This window comes from Streptococcus oralis, from assembly GCF_023611505.1.
In the GTDB taxonomy this organism is placed as follows: domain Bacteria; phylum Bacillota; class Bacilli; order Lactobacillales; family Streptococcaceae; genus Streptococcus; species Streptococcus oralis_CT.
Map to the genome: position 1 here is coordinate 457,806 of NZ_CP097843.1, position 21,216 is coordinate 479,021.

A 21,216-nucleotide genomic window follows, 5' to 3' on the forward strand; every position below is an offset into this window, starting at 1 on the left:
TAGGATGAAAGAGATTATTGAAAAATTAGCAAAATTTGAACATTTATCAGGTGTGGAAATGACGGACGTCATTGAGCGTATCGTAACTGGGCGTGTAACCGAAGCGCAGATTGCTTCTCTCCTCTTGGCCCTTAAGATGAAGGGGGAAACACCGGAAGAGCGCACAGCCATTGCACAAGTCATGAGAGGGCATGCCCAACATATTCCAACTGAAATCCATGATGCTATGGATAACTGTGGTACAGGTGGGGACAAGTCTTTCAGCTTTAACATTTCGACAACTGCAGCCTTTGTCTTGGCTGGTGGTGGTATTCATATGGCTAAGCACGGTAACCGTTCGATTTCTTCTAAATCAGGTTCGGCAGATGTCCTTCAAGCATTAGGCATCAATCTTGACCTCAAACCAGCTGAACTTGGTAAGGTTTTCGATAAAACTGGAATCGTCTTTCTCTTCGCTAAAAATATGCACCCAGCTATGAAGTACATCATGCCAGCTCGTTTGGAGTTAGGAATTCCAACGATTATGAACTTGACTGGTCCACTGATTCACCCAATGGCTTTGGAAACACAGTTGCTTGGCATTAGTCGTCCAGAACTGCTAGAAAGCACCGCTCAGGTTTTGAAAAATATGGGTCGCAAACGTGCCATCGTGGTTGCTGGACCAGAAGGGCTGGATGAAGCTGGCTTGAACGGAACAACCAAGATTGCTCTTCTTGAAAATGGCGAAATCACCTTGTCAAGCTTCACTCCAGAGGATTTGGGGATGAAAGGCTACGCTATCGAAGATATTCGTGGAGGGAATGCTCAGGAAAATGCAGAAATTTTGCTCAGCGTTCTTCAAAACCAACCAAGTCCATTCTTGGAAACGACAGTTTTAAATGCTGGTCTTGGTTTCTATGCCAATGGTAAGGTAGATAGTATCAAGGAAGGAGTTGCCTTGGCTCGTCAAGTGATTGCTAGTGGCAAGGCCTTTGAAAAACTCAGACTGTTACAGGAGTACCAAAAATGAGTCAGGAATTTTTAGCACGAATTTTAGAGCAGAAGGCGAGTGAGGCCGAGCAAATGGAGCTGGAGCAAATCCAGCCTTTGCGCCAGACCTATCGCTTAGCAGAATTTTTGAAGAATCACCGGGACCGTTTGCAGGTAATCGCTGAGGTCAAGAAGGCTAGCCCTAGTCTGGGAGATATCAATCTAGATGTGGATATTGTGCAACAGGCCCAGACTTATGAAGCGAATGGCGCAGTGATGATTTCGGTTTTGACAGATGAAGTTTTCTTTAAAGGGCATTTGGATTATTTACGTGAGATCTCCAGTCAGGTAAACATTCCAACGCTCAACAAGGACTTTATCATCGATGAAAAGCAAATCATCCGTGCTCGCAATGCCGGCGCGACAGTTATCTTGCTCATCGTCGCGGCCTTGTCAGAAGAACGCCTCAAGGAACTGTATGACTACGCGACAGAGCTTGGTCTGGAAGTCTTGGTGGAAACTCACAATCTAGCTGAACTAGAAGTAGCCCACAGACTTGGTGCTGAGATTATTGGGGTTAATAACCGCAATTTGACCACCTTTGAAGTCGACTTGCAGACCAGTGTAGACTTGGCTAAACACTTCAAAGATGATTGCTTGTACATATCTGAATCTGCTATTTTCACAAGGCAGGATGCGGAACGTGTAGCACCATACTTTAACGGAGTTTTGGTGGGAACAGCTCTCATGCAGGCAGAAGATGTAGCCCAGAGAATCAAGGAGTTGCAGATTGACAAAGGTTAAGATTTGTGGACTATCGACCAAAGAAGCGGTGGAAACAGCCGTTTCAGCAGGGGTGGATTACATCGGTTTTGTCTTCGCCCCTAGTAAAAGACAGGTGACCTTGGAAGAGGCTACTGAGCTGGCAAAGCTCATTCCTGTCAACGTTAAAAAGGTTGGTGTATTTGTTTTACCAAGTCGAGCTCAACTGTTAGAAGCGATTGAAAAAGTTGGCTTGGACTTGATTCAAGTTCATGGTCAGGTAGGGGATGATTTGTTTGAGGATTTACCTTGTGCCAGCATTCAGGCTGTGCAAGTGGATGGAAATGGACATGTGCCCAATTCTCAGGCAGATTATCTACTCTTTGATGCCCCTGTTGCTGGGAGTGGCCAGACCTTTGACTGGGGTCAACTGAATACGACAGGACTAGTTCAGCCCATCTTTATCGCAGGTGGGCTTAATGAAGATAATGTAGTAAAAGCAATTCAACACTTTACTCCCTATGCAGTAGATGTATCTAGCGGAGTGGAGACAGATGGACAAAAAGATCATGAAAAGATTAGAAGATTTATAGAGAGGGCAAAGAATGGCATATCAAGAACCAAATAAAGATGGATTTTACGGAAAATTCGGCGGACGTTTTGTCCCAGAAACATTGATGACAGCAGTTTTGGAGTTGGAAAAAGCCTACCTTGAAAGTCAGGAAGATCCCAGTTTCCAAGAGGAATTGACCCAACTTTTGCGCCAGTATGTAGGGCGTGAAACTCCCCTTTACTATGCAAAAAACTTGACCCAGCATATCGGCGGAGCCAAGATTTACCTCAAACGGGAAGATCTCAATCATACAGGTGCCCACAAGATTAACAATGCCTTGGGACAAGTTTTGCTTGCTAAACGCATGGGTAAAAAGAAAATTATCGCTGAAACAGGCGCTGGTCAGCACGGTGTGGCAACTGCAACAGCTGCGGCCCTCTTTAACATGGAATGTACCATCTACATGGGTGAGGAAGATGTCAAGCGCCAAGCCCTTAATGTCTTCCGCATGGAGCTTTTGGGAGCCAAGGTCGAGGCCGTGACAGATGGTTCGCGCGTGCTCAAGGATGCGGTCAATGCAGCCCTTCGTTCATGGGTGGCTAATATCGACGATACCCACTATATCCTTGGTTCTGCCTTGGGACCTCATCCATTCCCAGAAATCGTTCGTGATTTCCAAAGTGTCATTGGTCGAGAAGCCAAACAACAGTACCGTGACTTGACAGGTCAAGATTTGCCAGATGCCCTGGTAGCCTGTGTTGGTGGTGGTTCTAATGCTATTGGTCTCTTCCATCCATTTGTAGAAGATGAGTCAGTAGCCATGTATGGGGCTGAAGCGGCAGGACTAGGTGTGGATACAGAGCACCACGCAGCGACTTTGACCAAGGGTCGTCCGGGTGTCCTCCACGGTTCTCTTATGGATGTGCTTCAAGATGCTCATGGTCAAATTCTTGAAGCTTTCTCTATCTCAGCCGGTTTGGACTATCCTGGTATCGGTCCAGAACATTCTCACTACCACGATATCAAACGTGCCAGCTATGTTCCTGTGACAGATGAGGAAGCCTTGGAAGGATTCCAACTCTTGTCTCGCGTGGAAGGGATTATCCCAGCCTTGGAATCTAGCCATGCTATCGCTTTTGCAGTGAAATTGGCCAAAGAACTTGGTCCAGACAAGTCAATGATTGTCTGCCTATCCGGTCGTGGGGACAAGGATGTAGTTCAAGTCAAAGACCGCTTGGAAGTAGATGCAGCAAAGAAGGGAGAAGCCCATGCCTAAGACTTTAACAGAAAAATTGAACGCTATCAAAGCAGCTGGAAAAGGAATTTTTGTTCCCTATATCATGGCTGGAGACCATGAGAAAGGTTTGGATGGTCTTGCTGAAACAATCCACTTTTTAGAAGATTTGGGTGTTTCAGCTATTGAAGTGGGTATTCCCTTTTCAGACCCTGTTGCAGATGGACCTGTGATCGAAGAAGCAGGCTTGCGTAGTCTAGCTCATGGGACTTCTACCCAGGCTTTGGTTGAAACTTTGAAAACCATTCAGACAGAAATTCCACTTGTCATCATGACCTACTTTAACCCCCTCTTTCAGTACGGTGTTGAGAACTTTGTTAAAGATTTGGCAGATACAGCGGTCAAGGGCTTGATTATTCCAGACCTGCCTCATGAGCATGCCAACTTTGTAGAGCCCTTTTTGGCAGATACAGACATTGCCTTGATTCCCCTAGTTAGTTTGACCACAGGACTTGAGCGCCAAAAAGAGTTGATCAAGGGAGCTGAAGGATTCGTCTATGCCGTTGCTGTCAATGGGGTGACAGGGAAATCAGGAAATTACCGTGCAGACTTGGACAAGCACTTGGCGCAATTGCATCAAGTAGCTGACATCCCAGTCTTGACAGGTTTTGGTGTGTCTAGCCAGGCTGATGTAGAACGCTTCAATGCGGTATCAGATGGCGTTATCGTCGGTTCAAAAATTGTAAAAGCTCTCCACCAAGGAGAGCCGATTGAGGACTTTATCAAACAAGCAGTAGCTTACCAAAAATAATCACACAAGCAGCAAGTAAGAGGAAAGGCACGAAAGGAAGTCTTTCCTTTTTCTTTTGCAGTAGAAAGGCCAGAATGCCCGTCGCAGAAGCGAACTGAATCAAGATGAGTAATTCGGTCGGACTAAAGACGAGAGCACAAGAAGCCAGAAATAGAAAATCCCCTGCTCCCATGCGGATATCGATAAAATGGGCCATGATTCCAAGGGCAAGGAAAAAGAACATAATCAGATTCCAACCAGAGCAGGCCATGAGGATTAGGTGGAAAGTCATCCAGACCAGTAAGGGATACTCCTGATGGCGAAAGTCATAGATTCCCAAGGTCAAGCCAGCAGTTATTAGAATGACTTGGCCCAAGGAAAGGAAGCCCCATGACCAAGCCAGAAAGAGGGCACCCAAGCCCAATTCAAAAAGGGCATACCAGACAGGATAGTGAGCCTTACAATAGCGACAGCGAAAGCGATTGAAGAGCTGAGAGAGGATAGGAATCAAATCTAACGGACGCAAGCGAGTCTGACAGGAATCGCAGTGACTAGCCGGTCGGATAATGGATTGCTCAGGAAAACGGTCAATGACCAAACCCAGAAAGGAAGCGAGAATGCTCCCTACAAGAAAAAAATAAAGATCAATCATACTTATCTATTCGTAAAAAATAGGAGAAGTAGTATAATGGAGAAACATAGATAAGATGGTGAGGTCAAGATGACAATTCGTTTTGAAGAAAATATGAGCACAGAAAATGCTCAGCACGTATGCCAATGGTCCAACTCCCTTGGCAAATCCTTTCAAGAACAATGGATGGGACCAAAGATTCCTTTCCCCTTAACAATTCAAGCCTTGCAAGATTTGGAAGGAATCTTTTCTATCTTTGATGGACAAGAGTTTGTGGGGCTTATCCAGAAAATCAGGCTAGAAGACAGGAATCTTCATATCGGGAGATTTTTTATCAACCCCCAGAAACAGGGGCAGGGCTTAGGTAGCCAGGCTTTAAGGAAATTTATTAGTTTGGCCTTTGAAAATGAAGACATAGACACTATTTCTCTAAATGTCTACGAGGCAAATCAAACAGCTTACAATCTTTACCAAAAAGAAGGATTTGAAATCGTTCAAATGGTTGAAGTACCTATACGAAAATACATCATGAAAAAGGGGAGATAGCAGATTAACTTTGTAGTAAAAACTCCTTTTTCGCTGTGAAGAAGGCTATACTATTTTAAAGGTAGAAGGAACGGCTCGTATGAAAAAAACAGATATTTTTAAAGACATTGTTTGGATTATGACACATGATTCATCTACAGTAAAAGATCGCAAAGGGTGCAACCCTCAGCCTTTTCTAGAAAAGATTACAGATGATATGACTGAGCAAGAATTTCTCTATCAAGTCAGGACTTATCTTGCTAGTTTTGGGATTATTGGGCATGTTTCTTTTCATGATAAAAAATCAGGTCCGAAAGGTTTTCTTTTGAGGATAAGTGAGCAGGAAATGTTTGTCGAGGAAGCAAACCAAGATACAGGCCTCCGAGTGGGGGATCGAATCCTCGGTATGGACGGGATGAGTTTGGAGCAAGTAGCTTTGCAACACCCAAAGTACTTTATTAGTCTGACTCCAGAAAGACGATACCGAGAATGGGCAGATTTGCTACTGATAGCAGAGCGAGTGACCGTCTTGCGAGATGGGCAGGAGATGTCTATTACAGTTCGTGCTAGCCAGCAAGCTCAAAAAGCTCAGATCTTTTGGAAAGAGTTGGAGTCAGATATCCTCTATCTACGCTTAGATAATTTTATGGATGAAGAAGCGATTAGCCGTTTATACCAAGAGTGCTTGCAGAGGATTACTGAGACAGAAACTCTTATTATAGATGTCCGTTACAACAATGGGGGCACGGATTCTTTGTATTTTCCGCTCTTACATCTTGGCTTGGAGGAAGGGAAAGGCTATGACACTCTTGATTTACAGGATGATGGAATGGAAATTCTCTATACAGAAGGAAATGTCGAACAACGCTTAAAAGACTTTGAAACATGGCTTCAACAAGAAAATATCAGTCCTGATACGGTGAAACTGCTTGAAGATTTTCGTAATAACTTACTCCAAAATCGAGGGAAAGGCTATGTTCGGTATCAGGATGATCAGGACGAGCTTTTTCCAGGTGTTAAGGGTGGTCACTATCCAGAGCAAATTTTTGTTTTGTCGGATATTTATTGTGCATCATCAGGAGATAATTTTGTCAAGATGATGAAGAATTTTAAGAAAGTAACAGTTATCGGCCGTCCAACGCTTGGTATTTTAGACTACTCAAATTGTTGCAAGGTAGATTATGATGATTACTTTTTGATGTTCCCAACTTCTCGCTGGTTGGCTATAGATAAAGGCAAAGGGATGACGGACAAAGGTGTTCTTCCTGATATAGAAATCCCTTGGACTCCTGCACATTTTGAACGAGATGTAGATCTAGATAAATGTCTGAAGTTGATTGAGATGAAGAGGAAACATTAGATTGTTTAAATAAAAGACTTAGTTCTGTATGAAATAGAGCTAAGTCTTTTGCTTTCGATCTGCTTGTAATTGAGTAAAATGATTGTATCACTGAGGGGTAAAAGAACTTTTTTACACACCAAATACATCTTGAGTATCCGTTGATGGAATAAAAGTAGGGAGGACACAAAAAAAGCCCTGAAACCAAGGCTTTTCCTGTTGTTTTTAGATGCCCCCTGCATGAATTTGTAAGAACTTTTCATATTGAAAATAAACAAAAATGTTGAAATATAGCTGATTTTAGGGAAATACTTTTAGGTATTTTCAATGTCAGGATTTAAAAATGGGGCAAAAGTGGGGCAAAAACGAATGACTCGTATTTGGTTTGAAAACCTATAATACCTAATGATTATGCTATTCTAGATATATAGTTTTGTTATAAATAAATGTCAGTGCGAGTTCAAATCGGAGGATAAAATGGAAAAACAAATTAATGAAAAAAAGCCTTGGTTCCCAAAGCTTTTTAATGTTATAAACTCATTAAAATAACTCCCAGTTAGATTTGGAATATTTTTTATTCTGTGTCATATAAAAATAAATAAAATGAATGGCTATAGCTAGAGCTAAAATGGTTGTTATACTCACTACTATTATAGGATTAGAAGCAAAGATTAAAGAGAGAATAAAGGCAGCCAGATAGAGTGTCGCTTGGACACAGTAGTAACTTTTCGAATAGCGAAGATAGTGTTTGTTATAGGGCCCATTTACTAGGACAGCAGCTTGAAAGAGGCCAAATCCGATATAAGAGAAGCTGGTTGCAACGAGAAGATTAGCTTCAGGATTCTGAAGAAAACTCATCGATACAGTCATCATCATAAGTCCAATGAAAATAGGATAGTGACTGTAAATTAGAAATAGTCCCTTTTGATTAGATTTTTCATCAATAGCATGGTCGAATTGACCAAAATAAAACAAGAACAGAGAGATCATAATAATGAGATAAAGAACCGAATAAATCGAGAAATTCTCGATTGTAAAGAAGTTAGCTAGATTCGTAATCATCTCTCCAAACGTAATAATGACAAGAAGGGAGATGCGCTCGATTAAATGGGGGAGATTTACCTGGTAATGCTTATCTTTATTAAGCAAGATACTTGGCATAATAAAGATAAACAGAATACTAGCAAAGAAGATATAGACTCTAACGTAAATAGGAAGAAGAGCTGCTAGATAGACTCCTAAACTTCCTAGACCTGTTATCCATAGAAAACCTTTGATACTTTCCCGTTCAACATCATCGGTTGATTTTCTAAAAAATTCAACCAAATATTGAAAAAATAAGGTAAGGGTTAATGTACCAATAGCCCAACAGAGATAATGAAAATATTGTTGCCAATCAGGTCCAATCATATTGGCTATAAAGAGTAAAAGTCCCATTTTGATAAACATGATTACCATGTTAAATAAAGAGTTCTTTCCATAGCGATTGGTATAATCGGTTTGAATCATCCAGGAATCGATGAGAACCAAAATAGCAATGAAAAAATCAAGGAAAGAATTCCAAGTCAAAATACCGTTATGAAGATGGTCGATTAAAGTAGTTACTTTTGAAATTGCAAAAACAAAAACTAAGTCATAAAAAAGTTCTGAAAATTCTACACGTTTATGTTTAATAAGAGTTGTCATCTTAAGACCTTTCTATTTAGAAGTACAATTTATTATAACAGAAAATGGTAATGAGAGAAAAGGAGATGCTTAAATAACTTTATGTGGCGCGAATGAACTGCGCCACAAAAGTTAGGTTTTTTCTGTCCAACTTTTGGGGTCAGTACAGAAGGGCCGCTTTTTCTATCGTTTTTAGTGCTAAGACTACACAAAAAAGCCTTGAATTTCAAGGTTTTTCCTGTTGTATGTAGATGCCCCCTACAGGGATTTGGAAAGGACTTTCATATTGAGAGCAATTAAAAATATTGAAATATAAGTGATTTTAGGTATTTTCAATGTCATGATTTAAAAATGGGACAAAAGTGGGGCAAAAACCATACAGATTCTAAACTGTATGGTTCTTTTTTTATCTAACCAAGAAAGGTTAAAACTTATTAAAACAAATGCAATCAACTGTTGAAAACTTTTTAGTCCGTGTAATATAAAAACAAGTAAAAAGTTGAACTATAGGGAATATTGTGTCATAATACGTAATAGATGAATAATTAATAGATTGGAAATAATGCTTTCTTACCTTAACAAGTTGAATTGGTTATACATTTTTTCGTCGCAATTGTGTCTATCTCTCGAGTTTAGCTAGTTTTTATAAGCTCTGGTTTCTAATCAATATAACAAATTTTAGAAGTGCATAAGACAAGATGGTGACATTACTACAGTCATTTCTAGTCACCATATGTTGCTGGCACAGGCTGTTTGTAGTGTTGGCTATTTACTAGTCAGTTTAATCGGAGTGTTTAATTTTTATTGTTGAAAGGTTTTTATATGGCGAAAATTCTATCTTTAGGTCTGACAGGTAAGAAATTACTTGCTCAGGGGTTCTTGTTTGTTCTGCTAGGTCTCATCTTGATGGTCACGGGGACTTGGTTGCCAGTAAAGGTTATTCGACTGGTTCTGTTTTTAGCTTGGATAGCAACGGTCTTAGATTTAGTATTACGTATTTTCAAAAAAAGTCAGTCAACGGACACCTTGGGAGTTGCACTGGTTAAATTGTTAGTGCTGGGATATTTGCTTGGCTCCAATCTTGCGACGGATGTGCCGATTTATATTTTGGCTCTTGTGATTGGAGTTTATCAGATTTTTCATGCTAGTATTAACCTTGTCACCTATGTTCTCTACCGCAAAAACAAAATTCGACCTCGTTTTCGTCTCTTACTAGATGGACTCGTACTAGTTTTTCTTGGTGGGACTAGTCTTTTGTCCTCTACAGGAAATTCTGTCTTTCAACTCTTTGTTTTAGGGGCTTATTTTTTCCTTTATGGTCTGTCCAATATCCGTGACGGTTTCTTATTTGAAGGGGAAATTGGGAAAAACCATCTCAAACGTCGTGTAAGAATGAGCTTACCTATTGTCCTAGCCGCTCTCATCCCTGCAAGAACTTTAGCAAAAGTTAACAAATTTATGCTGGAAAATGCTGATGAGGAAGAAGATATCCATCTTGGAATAGTGAAGTCTGGTAAGACAGCAGAGCTAGAAATTTTTGTTCATACAGCTGAGACCTCCCTGTTTTCAGCTATTGGTCATGTGGATATCTTCTATCAGGGCCGTGTTATTTCTTATGGCAACTATGATCCGTCATCTGAGACCTTATTTGGTATGGTAGGAGATGGTGTCTTATATTTCTGTGACCGCGATAAGTACATTGATCTATGTAAACGTGAGAGTCAAAAAACACTTTTTGGTTATGGAATAGATTTGACACCTGAAATGGAAAAAGCAATTCAAAAAAAGTTGACTGAATTGAAACAACTGACGATTCCATGGGAGCCAAGTGCGGATAAAATCACGACAGGTGATGGTAAGGAAGACTACACCTACGCTTATAAAATCAGACATGAGACGGATGGGGAACTTTATAAATTTATCAAATCTAAGTTTAAATCCTACTTTGTCTTATCCACAAATTGTGTGCTCTTGGCAGATACCATAGTCGGTCAGGCTGGAACAGATATCCTCTCACCCAAAGGATTTATCGCACCAGGAACTTACCAAGCTTACCTTGACCGAGAGTTTGAAAAACCAAATAGTATAGTCGTATCTAAACATGTTTATTAAGGAGAATTTATGAACTTAGTTAAAAAATATACTCCGTTAATCCTTTTTATAGGGCTGGTTGCTCTTGTAATTCTGAATGCATCGAGCTTTATATCAGGAGCAATCTCTCTCTTTGATGTAATATCAACCTTGATTTATGGTGCTGTTATTGCTTTTGTGCTTAATGTTCCTATGAAAAAAATTGAACAGTATTTAGTTAAATTGAAGGTAAAGGCAGAGTTGCGTCGTCCGATTGCCATGGTACTTGTTTTCCTAGCTCTTATCTTAATCGTGATTGCTTTTTTGGTTTTGGTGCTGCCAACCCTAGCTCAGACTATTAGTCAGCTGGGAACAGTCCTTTCAACAGTCCTGACTCAACTTAGGAAATTGCTAGACAGCTCGGAATTTGTAACCAAAGACATGTTGTCAACTATCGTATCAGGCATACAGGGACAATCTAGTTCTATTAGCCAAGCTTTGATAACCTTCTTATCCGGTCTGACTAGTAATATCGGCAATATTTTTTCAAGTTTGATGAATGCCTTTTTGATTATAGTCTTTACCTTTTCATTTTTATCCAGTAAGGAACATTTGGCAGCGATGACGAGTCGACTTCTAAAAGTTTTTCTTCCAGAGAAGGTGGTGATAAAGTTGACTTACATTGGACAAGTAGCACTAGAGACTTATGACCAATTTTTGATGAGTCAGCTGATTGAAGCAGTTATCATAGGAGTTATGATAGCGGTTGGTTACAGCCTGTTTGGACTACCTTATGGGGTAATGACAGGTATCTTTGCAGGAGTGCTATCGTTCATTCCTTATGTAGGGCCTATGATTGCTTGTGTTGTGGGAGCGATTTTTATCTTCACAGTGAGTCCTACTCAAGCCTTACTTTCTCTTCTTCTATATCAAATCATACAACTGATTGAGGGAAATCTTATCTATCCCAAAGTTGTGGGTCAATCTATTGGCTTACCAGCCCTTTTCACGCTTGCGGCTGCTAGTATCGGAGGGAATCTTTTCGGACTACTTGGAATGATATTCTTTACCCCCGTATTTGCTGTTATCTATCGACTGGTTAAAGAATTTGTCGTTGCAAAGGAAAATCAGGTAGATTAAGAAAAACTAAATTTAATAAGATATACTGAGAAGAGAGTGAGAGATTCTCTTCTCTTTTATTTTTAAATACTTTTCTACAAAAAGCTATTAGACGTTAAAAAAAGCCTTGGTTTCAAGGCTTATTTCTGTTGATTTAGATGCCCCCTGCAGGGCTCGAACCTGCGCCCCATAGCTTAAGAGTCTACTGCTCTACCAACTGAGCTAAGGAAGCAACAGAAAAAGCTGAGAATGTAACTTCCCAGCTTTTTTAATATGCCCAAAATGGCAGCTAGATTATTTACGAAAGGCATCAAGGATATAGGTGAAACCAACAATTAAAAATGCAAAGGCAACGACATAAACGACAAAGACACTTGTAGCTACTGGATTGAACAAAATCACTAGACCTAGTAAAAATGCAAGCAACGCTATCCACATGATATGGTTGCCAATAATAGGGAAAATCAATCCCAAACGATTGCCTTTAAAGAAAACTATAATGGCTTCTACAATTAACCAAATTCCTAAAATAGTTGGAATGACAACTGGCAGCGTCACAAAGCCATAGGCAACGAGGTAAAGAGCTAAGAGAAGATTAACAATCCCTTGGAAAAGATGAGCTGGTGAGCGAAGCTCTTTTGGTACAGAGAAATAGCCTAAAATAGCTGCTATAGAAGAAACCAGTAAACCAAATGCAATCCACCAGCTGTAAGCAACAAGATTAGCTACTGGGTTTGTAAATAGGAAAAGTCCTAAAAGGACAAAAACAACTCCTGCAAGGAATAGCAGTAAACGATTAGAAAATTTCATTTCAATACCCCCTATATAGTATAGTATAGTTTGATAATAAAAATATTATACACCTTTTTAGAGGAAATGTCAATAAACAAAATGGAAAATTTGGAAGTTTCAGTCTGATTTACAAAAAGAAAAGGAGTTTTCACTCCTTTTCACAGATTGAAGACAAAGTCCTTATAAAAGTGTCTTCTAAAGATTTTAACTTCAATCTGAAGCGAGGTTATCCTCGCTTTTTCTATTTATCAAACAATTCCTTATTTTCAATTAAGAGTTCTAGTGGAGATTTATCCCTTGCTACAATAAAACCAGGTTCATATTGGTTATGAAGTGTTCTTTTCTGAGAAGTTGGATCAATATACAACTCATCTCCATCTTCTGTGTATAGTTGGTTGCCTCTTGTTAAGTAAAGTAAATCCTCTAAGTACTGTCCATCAGTTTCTAGAAAATCTTCGATGTATTTGACAGCTTTTAAAATCTCACTTACTTTATCAGAGTATTCATTAGATTCAAGAACACTCTTTTCTAACTCAATCTCTTTACTAGTTCCAAATAGTTGGGTTGGAGTTGCATTAAAATATTCTGCTATCTTATCCAAATTTGCAAAGGTAGGATAGCTTTTTTGTTTTTCGTAGAGGAGCAAAAGAATTTTTTTACACACAAAATATATCTTGAGCATCTGTTGATGGGACATAAGTAGGGAGGACACAAAAAAAGCCCTGATTCCAAGGGTTTTCCTGTTGTATTTAGATGCCCCCTGCAGGGCTCGAACCTGCGACCCATAGATTAAGAGTCTACTGCTCTACCAACTGAGCTAAGGAGGCAAAGAAAAAGCTGTATTGGTGCCGAAACTTCACGGTTTGTATTGAACCCGCGCAATTAAGCAGGTGGGCAACTCGCTCTAACTGAAGCTGTTTCCGTGTGAGACGGCCTACATGCTGTTAGAAGACTTTTGTTTCCCTAATAATACAAAAATAGTCGGTCAACACTTAAGTGTGAAGTCGTACACCACAGCGTTTCTATGTTTATATGATACCACTTTTTCAAAAAAAATCAAGAGGAAAATTTATTTTTTTGAAAAGGATTTCACAAGTCCCGTAATTTATCAATGGTTTCCTTGCGTTGCGCCAAGGCTCGTTCGTATTTGCCGGTATCTTCTGGAGTAAAATAGTGGTGATTTTGGATTTTTTCTGGCAGATAGTCCTGCTTGACCCAATTTCCAGGATAGTTGTGGGGATAGAGATAGTTTTGGGCGTTCCCAAGTTCCTTGCTTCCACTGTAGTGGCCATCGCGCAGGTGTCGAGGGATAGGCAAATGCCCTGATGTTTTGAGATCAGCAAGGGCCTTGTCCATCGCCACATAGGCTGAGTTGGATTTTGGAGAAAGGGCCAAGTCAATCACGACATTGGCAATGAGAATGCGAGCTTCTGGGAAGCCAATCTTTTGAGCAGCATCTAGAGCAGTTACAGTATGGATCTGAGCTTCAGGATTAGCCAAACCGATATCTTCATAGGCGATAACGGTCAAACGACGAGCGAGACTAGGCAGATCCCCAGCCTCAATCAAGCGGGCCGCGTAGTGGAGGCTGGCATCGACATCCGAGCCACGGATAGACTTTTGCAGGGCTGAGAGGACATCGTAGTGACCGTCCCCATCCTTGTCCATGGTAATATAGCTCTGCTGGAGGCTATTTTCCATGATATCAAGAGTGATATGGCGGATGCCCTTGTCATTCTCAGGGGTAGAGAGAACAGCCAAATCTAGTGAATTAAAGGCAGAACGGAGGTCTCCATTGGTAGATGTTGCGATAAAATCCAGCGCATCCTCATCTAGCTCAACTGGGAAATCAAATCCACGCTCAGGGTCAGATAGAGCTATCTGAATCGCTCCTTTGACATCTTGATTGGACAAGGGTTCTAACTCAAAAATCTGAACACGGCTACGAATGGCTGGAGTGACTGAAAAGAAAGGATTTTCAGTCGTAGCCCCAATCATGATGACCAGACCACTTTCCAAGAGGGGAAGTAGAAAATCTTGTTTGGTTTTATCTAGTCGGTGAATCTCGTCCAGTAGCAGAACCAGTCCTCCAGAAAATTTAGCTTCTTCGGCGATTTCTTGCAGTCGCTTTTTACTATCAACAGTCGCATTGAAGGTCCGAAAGGCATACTTGGTCGTTCCAGCGATGGCAGAGGCGATACTGGTCTTTCCGATACCCGGAGGTCCGTAGAGAATCATGGAGGACAGGCGGTTGGCCTCCACCATGCGGCGGATGATTTTTCCTGATCCGACTAGATGCTTCTGACCGATGACCTGGTCGATGGTTTTTGGGCGCATGCGAAGTGCGAGATTGTCAGGCATAGCAGTCCTTTCTAACATGGATTTTCTGATGTATATGTGGTAAGATGGTAGTATCTATTTTAGCATAATTCCGAGTATTCGGGGCGATTTAAGAGTCGCATAGAAAGAGGACAAAATGGCAACATACGGATTTTTAGATGTTTTAGAGGAAGAATTGGACAAGAACTTTCCTTTTGACTTTGAGATTAGCTGGGACAAGCGCAATCATGCGGTTGAAGTCAGTTTTCTATTAGAGGCACAAAATGCTGCAGGAGTAAAGATGCTGGACGAGGACGGAGAGGTGTCATCAGACGACATTCTCTTTGAGGAAGCAGTTCTTTTCTACAATCCTGCCAAGTCAACAGTCAATGCGGACGATTATCTGACTGTCATTCCTTACTTACCTAAAAAAGGATTCTCTCGTGAATTTTTAGCCTATTTTTCCCTATTCCTCAAAGACACTGCAGAGGTTGGGCTGGATGCGCTCATGGACTTTTTGGAAGACCCAGAAGCAGAAGAATTTGTCATGGAATGGAACCAAGAAGTCTTTGAAGAAGGAAAAGTCGGCTTGGAAGAAGGAGAGTTTTATCCTTATCCGAGATACTAGGAAACTTTAAAAATAAGGAATTCAAAGAGGAGAGAGCATGTTAGAGAAAATCAAACAAATTTTTATGAGAAAGTCAGATAAATCTGAGTTTTCTTCCTCTTCTCTTCCTCGCAATCGCTTTGCGGATCTAGATTTCGAGCGAGTATTGAAGTTTGGAACTCGTCGCCTCGTTAATGAGGAGGGACGCTACGCAGAGGATGGTAAAATCACAGAACTTGAATTTCCTGAAGATTTTGCGGAATTTGAATTTCTAGTTGGTTTTAAGACGGAGGAAGAAGAGCAGTTTCAACAACTATTAGCTCGTTTAAATAGTATTGACAATGCCATTCAGTCTTGTTTGGAAAGTGAGATGCAACAACCCATCCCTCAGTTTGCCAAGGATTTGGGCTATACTCAGAAGAGGTGGGAAAGGACATTTTACTTCCATCCTTGGGTATTAAGTTTTGAGGAAAATCCGCCTAATCTTCGCTATGTTGCAGATTATGTAAATGATGAGTTTACCGTTTATTTTGCTAAAAAACATGGTAGATGGCAGGCATACTGGGATGCAGATTGCCAAAAGGTGATTGAAGAAAGCTAGCTAGGGGTTTTCTATAGAGTAGTAGTTATGATAAGAAAAGGTCATCATCATGGAATTATTGGATAAACACTTGGATTTTACGGGTTGTAAAATTGCCCTCTTTTGTGGAGATAAGCTACTGACCATCTTGCGTGATGACAAGGACAATATCCCTTGGCCCAATATGTGGGAATTGCCAGGTGGTGGTCGCGAAGGGGACGAAAGTCCTTTCGAGTGCGCAGCGCGTGAAGTTTATGAAGAACTAGGAATTCATCTGACTGAGGATTGCCTGCTCTGGAGCAAGGTCTACCCCAGCATGCTCTATGAAGGTCGGCAGTCTGTCTTTATGGTCGGTCAGCTAAGTCAAGAACAATTCGACAATATCAACTTTGGAGATGAAGGACAGGCTTATAAGCTGATGAGCATTGAGGAATTTTTGAATTCTAAACAAGCTGTGCCTCAGCTACAGGCGAGATTGAGGGATTATTTAAAAGAAAGTGAATAGAAAGGATGGTTCGGTTACATTTCTAAACTGAACCCGCCCTAAACACTGTGCCAAAAAGATAAACTTCTCTTAGACACAAGCGTCTTCAGAGAGTTTCCTATTTTGGCTTTGTGTTTTACGGGCTTGGTATCTTAATTATGGAAACATGGCAAGAGTTAAAAGTTACAGTGAAGCGTGAGGGAGAGGAGCTGGTCTCCAATCTCTTGATTGAGCTGGGGGCGCAAGGTGTTGCGATCGAGGACAGTATGGACTATGTGGGAAATGTGGATCGCTTCGGTGAGATTTTCCCTGAGGTCGAGCAACAAGAAGAAATTGTGGTGACCGCCTACTATCCTGATACGGTTGATGTGGTAACGGTTGAAATGGACTTGAAGGCTCGTCTAGCAGAATTGACCGATTTTATGGATCTAGGAGAGGTCAAGATGGGCACGACTGCCTTGGCTGAGGAAGACTGGGCAGACAACTGGAAGAAATATTATGAACCAGCTCGTATCACCCATGATTTGACCATCGTGCCATCCTGGACGGACTATGAGGCGACTGCGGGAGAAAAGATTATCAAACTGGATCCTGGTATGGCCTTTGGGACTGGAACGCATCCAACGACCAAGATGAGCCTCTTTGCTTTGGAGCAGGTTCTTCGTGGTGGCGAAACGGTGCTAGATGTGGGGACTGGTTCAGGTGTCCTTTCTATCGCTAGCTCGCTGCTTGGTGCCAAGGAAATTTTCGCCTATGACCTAGATGATGTGGCAGTTCGTGTGGCTCAGGAAAATATTGAGCTCAACCCTGGCATGGAAAACATCCATGTTGCTGCTGGAGATTTGCTCAAGGGTGTGGAGATTGAAGCAGATGTCATTGTGGCTAATATCTTGGCGGATATTCTCATTCATCTGACAGACGATGCTTATCGTTTGGTCAAGGACGAAGGCTACCTGATTATGAGTGGGATTATCAAGGACAAGTGGGACATGGTGCGAGAGTCAGCTGAGTCAGCTGGATTTTTCCTTGAAACTCACATGATTCAAGGGGAATGGAATGCCTGTGTCTTTAAGAAAACCAAGGATATTTCAGGTGTGATTGGAGGCTAGCATGCAGCAGTATTTTGTCAAGGGCAGTGCAGTCTCTCCTGTCACTATTGAGGACAAGGAAACCAGCAAGCATATGTTTCAGGTCATGCGCTTGAAAGAAGATGATGAGGTGACCTTGGTCTTTGATGATGGTATCAAGCGCTTGGCGCGCGTGCTAGATGTGGAAAAACGTCAGTTTGAGTTGATTCAAGAATTAGCTGACAATGTGGAACTGCCAATCCAAGTGACCATCGCATCAGGATTTCCCAAGGGAGATAAGCTGGAGTTCATCACTCAGAAAGTAACAGAACTTGGTGCTAGCCAAATCTGGGCCTTCCCTGCCGATTGGTCAGTTGCCAAATGGGACGGCAAGAAATTGGGCAAAAAAGTCGAAAAACTGGAAAAAATCGCCCTTGGAGCAGCAGAGCAAAGCAAGCGTAATCTCGTTCCAAGTATCCAGCTTTTCGAGAAAAAAGCAGATTTTCTAGCCCAACTGGCCCAGTTTGACTCTATCGTAGTGGCCTATGAAGAGTTAGCTAAAGAAGGAGAAACCGCTGCTCTCTTACAAGCAGTCACTGGTCTTGAAAAAGGAGCCAAATTGCTCTTTATCTTTGGCCCAGAAGGCGGTCTCTCACCAGCAGAAATTGAAAGTTTTGAAGCTAAAGGAGCCGTCTTGGCAGGGCTTGGCCCTCGCATCTTGCGAGCAGAAACAGCGCCGCTTTACGCTCTATCAGCCCTTAGCGTATTATTAGAATTAGAGAAATAAGAGGAAGAAAATGGAACAAAAACACCGTTCAGAATTTCCAGAAAAGGAACTTTGGGATTTAACTGCCCTATACCAAGACCGTGAGGATTTCTTGCGTGCAATCGAGAAAACGCGCGAAGACATCAACCAATTTAGCCGTGATTACAAGGGTAATCTTCACACTTTTGAGGATTTCGAGAAGGCCTTTGCGGAATTGGAACAAATCTATATCCAGATGAGTCATATCGGCAATTATGCCTTTATGCCTCAGACGACAGACTATAGCAATGAAGATTTTGCTAATATCGCCCAAGCTGGGATGGAATTTGAAACAGACGCCAGCGTAGCCTTGACCTTCTTTGACGACGCCTTGGTGGTTGCAGATGAGGAGGTCTTAGACCGTTTGGGTGAATTGCCTCACTTGACGGCAGCCATTCGTCAAGCCAAAATCAAAAAAGCCCACTATCTAGGGGCTGATGTGGAAAAGGCCTTGACCAATCTGGGTGAAGTTTTCTACAGTCCACAGGACATTTACACTAAGATGCGAGCTGGGGACTTTGAAATGGCTGACTTTGAAGCCCATGGCAAGACCTACAAAAATAGCTTTGTGACCTATGAGAACTTCTATCAAAACCACGAGGATGCTGAGGTTCGTGAGAAATCCTTCCGTTCCTTCTCAGAAGGACTCCGTAAGCACCAGAATACAGCTGCGGCAACCTATCTAGCTCAGGTTAAGTCTGAAAAACTATTGGCAGATATGAAGGGTTACGACTCAGTCTTTGACTATCTTCTGGCTGAGCAAGAAGTGGATCGTGCCATGTTTGACCGCCAGATTGACCTCATCATGAAGGACTTTGCACCAGTAGCTCAGAGATACCTCAAGCATGTTGCCAAGGTTAATGGTCTTGAAAAGATGACTTTTGCTGACTGGAAATTGGACTTGGATAGCGCTCTTAATCCTGAAGTGACTATTGACGACGCCTATGATTTGGTCATGAAGTCAGTAGAACCTTTGGGACAAGAATATTGTCAGGAAGTTGCGCGCTATCAAGAAGAACGTTGGGTGGACTTCGCTGCCAATAGTGGCAAGGATTCTGGTGGTTATGCGGCGGATCCATATCGCGTGCACCCTTATGTCCTTATGAGTTGGACAGGCCGTTTGAGCGATGTCTATACCTTGATTCATGAGATCGGGCATTCTGGTCAATTTATCTTTTCTGACAATCATCAGAGTTACTTTAATGCCCACATGTCTACTTATTACGTCGAAGCGCCGTCAACCTTCAATGAATTGCTTTTAAGTGATTATTTGGAACATCAGTCTGACGATCCTCGTCAAAAACGCTTTGCTCTTGCCCACCGCTTGACAGATACCTACTTCCATAACTTTATTACCCACCTCTTGGAAGCAGCCTTCCAGCGCAAGGTATATACACTGATTGAAGAAGGGGAGACCTTTGGAGCAAGCAAGCTCAACAGCATTATGAAGGAAGTTTTGACAGATTTCTGGGGAGATGCTATTGAAATTGACGACGATGCGGCACTCACTTGGATGCGCCAAGCCCACTATTACATGGGCTTGTATAGCTACACTTACTCAGCTGGACTTGTGATCTCGACTGCGGGTTACCTTCATCTGAAACATTCAGAAACTGGAGCTGAAGACTGGATCAATCTTCTTAAGTCAGGTGGTAGCAAGACACCACTTGAGTCAGCCATGATTATCGGAGCCGATATCTCAACAGATAAACCACTACGTGATACCATCCAGTTCTTGTCTGACACAGTTGATCAGATTATCGCCTACAGTGCTGAGTTGGGGGAGTAAATTAAAAGAGTCTGGGACAAAAGTCTAACCTTAAATAAAAAAAGCGAACAAAATGAGTTATCTGATACTCAGAATTCTGTCTTGTTCGCTTTTTTTCTAATCTATCGATTTTAAAAATTTATAATAAAGAATTCCTAAAATCAAAATTTTTTGTCCCGGCCTCTTAAATTATCCCCAAAAGCTATCTTCTTCAGCTTGATCTGAAGAGAAGAGCCAAACTTCTTTGATTTTTCCGTCTTCAATACGGAAGAGGTCAATCCCGTTCATATTGAGTTCAGTACCATCAGCACGTGTTCCGAGAAAAGTAACATTAGCTGCGATTAAATCCTTATTGTCAGAAACCCAATTTGTTATCACCTTAAAGGTTCCATTAGTTTTCTCAGCAAATGTAGCTAGGTGAGATCCTAGCTTGTCCTTACCAATAACTGTGCCAGATATATTATGATTACCAGGTTGATGCCAGACAATATCATCTGCCATCGTTTCAAAGACACCAGGAAAGTCACCAGCAATTAAAGCTTGGTTATAAGCGTTGAAAATTTCTAAGTTTGTTGACATATCTATTCTCCATTTCTTTTTTATGGTATAATTGTAACAGTTAAAATCAAAAAAATAAGTAGACACTTTTTTGATAGCTAGTATCAAAAGTAGTACTATTGTTGCTACTAAAAGATAAATTTTTTAAAAAAAATAGAAAGAAGATGTTTTATGCCAAATAAAGTGAGTGAGTATGGTATTTGCCCATTTGCGACAACGCAAAGGGTTTTAACAGGGAAATGGGCACTGGTAATCATTTATCAGTTGAGTACGGGTACCAAACGATTTAAAGAATTGCAGAGATTATTGCCTGGGATTACTCAAACTATTTTGACCCGTCATCTCCGTCAATTAGAAAAGGATAAGATTGTTCAACGAAAGGTCTATGCCGAAGTTCCCCCACGAGTTGAGTACAGCTTAACCGAAATGGGGCAGGAATTCAGAGTTGTTTTAGATGCTGTCGAGAAATGGGGTCTAGATTATATCAAGTTGCTAAATGCTAATGAGATAGGCAACTGATAAGTCCTATAGAGGGAATGTATTTTTAATCGCATCCCTCAATTAAAAGACAGTAAGGCA

The 21,216-nt window shown here is 41.4% G+C and carries 22 protein-coding genes and 2 tRNA genes; 16 read left to right on the plus strand and 8 right to left on the minus strand.

All coding sequences use genetic code 11. From position 1 onward, the window contains the following. Positions 1 to 4: 4 nt before the first annotated feature. Genes trpD through trpA form a run of 5 tightly spaced genes read left to right on the plus strand, consistent with a single transcriptional unit; the run spans position 5 to position 4,329 of the window. Complete coding sequence (gene trpD / locus M9H69_RS02525) at positions 5 to 1,009, plus strand: anthranilate phosphoribosyltransferase (RefSeq protein ID WP_250315812.1); 1,005 nt, start codon at positions 5 to 7, stop codon at positions 1,007 to 1,009. After that, positions 1,006 to 1,773: an indole-3-glycerol phosphate synthase TrpC gene (gene trpC / locus M9H69_RS02530; RefSeq protein WP_000076563.1), complete on the plus strand. Its 768-nt coding sequence runs from the start codon at positions 1,006 to 1,008 to the stop codon at positions 1,771 to 1,773. Before trpD ends, trpC begins: the two co-directional genes overlap by 4 nt. Beyond that, positions 1,760 to 2,359: a phosphoribosylanthranilate isomerase gene (locus M9H69_RS02535; protein ID WP_000169925.1), complete on the plus strand. Its 600-nt coding sequence runs from the start codon at positions 1,760 to 1,762 to the stop codon at positions 2,357 to 2,359. The genes trpC and M9H69_RS02535 overlap by 14 nt, the downstream gene beginning before the upstream one ends. Next, the gene (trpB, locus tag M9H69_RS02540; RefSeq protein ID WP_000331254.1) at positions 2,337 to 3,560 is read left to right on the plus strand and encodes a tryptophan synthase subunit beta; all 1,224 of its coding nucleotides are present in this window, start codon (positions 2,337 to 2,339) and stop codon (positions 3,558 to 3,560) included. Before M9H69_RS02535 ends, trpB begins: the two co-directional genes overlap by 23 nt. Continuing rightward, positions 3,553 to 4,329: a tryptophan synthase subunit alpha gene (gene trpA / locus M9H69_RS02545; protein ID WP_001127003.1), complete on the plus strand. Its 777-nt coding sequence runs from the start codon at positions 3,553 to 3,555 to the stop codon at positions 4,327 to 4,329. Before trpB ends, trpA begins: the two co-directional genes overlap by 8 nt. Here the strand turns inward: trpA and M9H69_RS02550 are convergent. Next, positions 4,301 to 4,960 (minus strand): prepilin peptidase, encoded by a 660-nt coding sequence (locus M9H69_RS02550; protein ID WP_057489308.1) that lies wholly within the window; start codon positions 4,958 to 4,960, stop codon positions 4,301 to 4,303. The genes trpA and M9H69_RS02550 overlap by 29 nt on opposite strands. A gap of 69 nt (positions 4,961 to 5,029) precedes the next feature. Between M9H69_RS02550 and M9H69_RS02555 the strand changes: the two genes are divergently transcribed. Together M9H69_RS02555 and M9H69_RS02560 are read left to right on the plus strand one after the other, a co-directional pair. Then, positions 5,030 to 5,485: a GNAT family N-acetyltransferase gene (locus M9H69_RS02555; RefSeq protein WP_057489309.1), complete on the plus strand. Its 456-nt coding sequence runs from the start codon at positions 5,030 to 5,032 to the stop codon at positions 5,483 to 5,485. A 79-nt stretch (positions 5,486 to 5,564) separates the two neighbouring features. After that, a complete protein-coding gene (locus M9H69_RS02560; protein ID WP_000750496.1) occupies positions 5,565 to 6,824 on the plus strand; it encodes a S41 family peptidase in 1,260 nt (419 codons plus the stop codon). Between the two features lie 519 nt (positions 6,825 to 7,343). Here M9H69_RS02560 and M9H69_RS02565 read toward each other — a convergent pair. After that, positions 7,344 to 8,489 carry a low temperature requirement protein A gene (locus tag M9H69_RS02565; RefSeq protein WP_250315813.1) on the minus strand — a complete coding sequence of 382 codons (1,146 nt, stop codon included), beginning with the start codon at positions 8,487 to 8,489 and terminating at the stop codon, positions 7,344 to 7,346. Positions 8,490 to 9,290: 801 nt separating this feature from the next. On the opposite strand from M9H69_RS02565, the gene M9H69_RS02570 reads away from it, so the two are divergent. Both M9H69_RS02570 and M9H69_RS02575 read left to right on the plus strand, forming a co-directional pair. Further along, entirely contained in the window at positions 9,291 to 10,580 is a 1,290-nt protein-coding gene (locus tag M9H69_RS02570) for a DUF308 domain-containing protein (RefSeq protein ID WP_250315814.1), read from the plus strand. Positions 10,581 to 10,589: 9 nt separating this feature from the next. Beyond that, positions 10,590 to 11,678 carry an AI-2E family transporter gene (locus tag M9H69_RS02575; protein ID WP_250315815.1) on the plus strand — a complete coding sequence of 363 codons (1,089 nt, stop codon included), beginning with the start codon at positions 10,590 to 10,592 and terminating at the stop codon, positions 11,676 to 11,678. Positions 11,679 to 11,816: 138 nt separating this feature from the next. Here the strand turns inward: M9H69_RS02575 and M9H69_RS02580 are convergent. From M9H69_RS02580 to M9H69_RS02600, 5 genes are all read right to left on the minus strand, one after another. Continuing rightward, positions 11,817 to 11,889: transfer RNA gene (locus M9H69_RS02580), tRNA-Lys, on the minus strand. Positions 11,890 to 11,951: 62 nt separating this feature from the next. After that, complete coding sequence (locus M9H69_RS02585) at positions 11,952 to 12,467, minus strand: DUF308 domain-containing protein (protein ID WP_000672740.1); 516 nt, start codon at positions 12,465 to 12,467, stop codon at positions 11,952 to 11,954. Positions 12,468 to 12,690: 223 nt separating this feature from the next. Next, entirely contained in the window at positions 12,691 to 13,146 is a 456-nt protein-coding gene (locus tag M9H69_RS02590) for a hypothetical protein (RefSeq protein ID WP_063641718.1), read from the minus strand. Positions 13,147 to 13,203: 57 nt separating this feature from the next. Beyond that, positions 13,204 to 13,276, minus strand: a tRNA-Lys gene (locus M9H69_RS02595). Positions 13,277 to 13,538: 262 nt separating this feature from the next. Then, positions 13,539 to 14,810, minus strand: a complete 1,272-nt coding sequence (locus M9H69_RS02600) for a replication-associated recombination protein A (RefSeq protein WP_084939878.1) — start codon at positions 14,808 to 14,810, stop codon at positions 13,539 to 13,541. A 115-nt stretch (positions 14,811 to 14,925) separates the two neighbouring features. On the opposite strand from M9H69_RS02600, the gene M9H69_RS02605 reads away from it, so the two are divergent. The 6 genes from M9H69_RS02605 to pepF all read left to right on the plus strand — a co-directional run bounded on the left by M9H69_RS02605 (position 14,926) and on the right by pepF (position 20,100). Next, on the plus strand, positions 14,926 to 15,396 hold the full coding sequence (locus M9H69_RS02605; RefSeq protein WP_250315816.1) for a DUF3013 family protein: 471 nt from the start codon (positions 14,926 to 14,928) through the stop codon (positions 15,394 to 15,396). Between the two features lie 37 nt (positions 15,397 to 15,433). Beyond that, a complete protein-coding gene (locus M9H69_RS02610; RefSeq protein ID WP_076984747.1) occupies positions 15,434 to 15,976 on the plus strand; it encodes a hypothetical protein in 543 nt (180 codons plus the stop codon). A gap of 49 nt (positions 15,977 to 16,025) precedes the next feature. Next, complete coding sequence (locus M9H69_RS02615; protein ID WP_000421346.1) at positions 16,026 to 16,460, plus strand: NUDIX hydrolase; 435 nt, start codon at positions 16,026 to 16,028, stop codon at positions 16,458 to 16,460. A 137-nt stretch (positions 16,461 to 16,597) separates the two neighbouring features. Continuing rightward, a complete protein-coding gene (gene prmA, locus M9H69_RS02620; protein WP_250315817.1) occupies positions 16,598 to 17,548 on the plus strand; it encodes a 50S ribosomal protein L11 methyltransferase in 951 nt (316 codons plus the stop codon). A 1-nt stretch (position 17,549) separates the two neighbouring features. After that, a complete protein-coding gene (locus M9H69_RS02625; protein WP_250315818.1) occupies positions 17,550 to 18,293 on the plus strand; it encodes a 16S rRNA (uracil(1498)-N(3))-methyltransferase in 744 nt (247 codons plus the stop codon). Positions 18,294 to 18,303: 10 nt separating this feature from the next. Beyond that, on the plus strand, positions 18,304 to 20,100 hold the full coding sequence (gene pepF, locus M9H69_RS02630; protein WP_250315819.1) for an oligoendopeptidase F: 1,797 nt from the start codon (positions 18,304 to 18,306) through the stop codon (positions 20,098 to 20,100). Positions 20,101 to 20,268: 168 nt separating this feature from the next. Here the strand turns inward: pepF and M9H69_RS02635 are convergent, their stop codons facing one another. After that, positions 20,269 to 20,658 (minus strand): nuclear transport factor 2 family protein, encoded by a 390-nt coding sequence (locus M9H69_RS02635; protein WP_250315820.1) that lies wholly within the window; start codon positions 20,656 to 20,658, stop codon positions 20,269 to 20,271. Positions 20,659 to 20,808: 150 nt separating this feature from the next. Here M9H69_RS02635 and M9H69_RS02640 point away from each other — a divergent pair, with 150 nt between their 5' ends. Beyond that, the gene (locus M9H69_RS02640) at positions 20,809 to 21,156 is read left to right on the plus strand and encodes a winged helix-turn-helix transcriptional regulator (protein ID WP_125848464.1); all 348 of its coding nucleotides are present in this window, start codon (positions 20,809 to 20,811) and stop codon (positions 21,154 to 21,156) included. Positions 21,157 to 21,216: the final 60 nt, after the last annotated feature.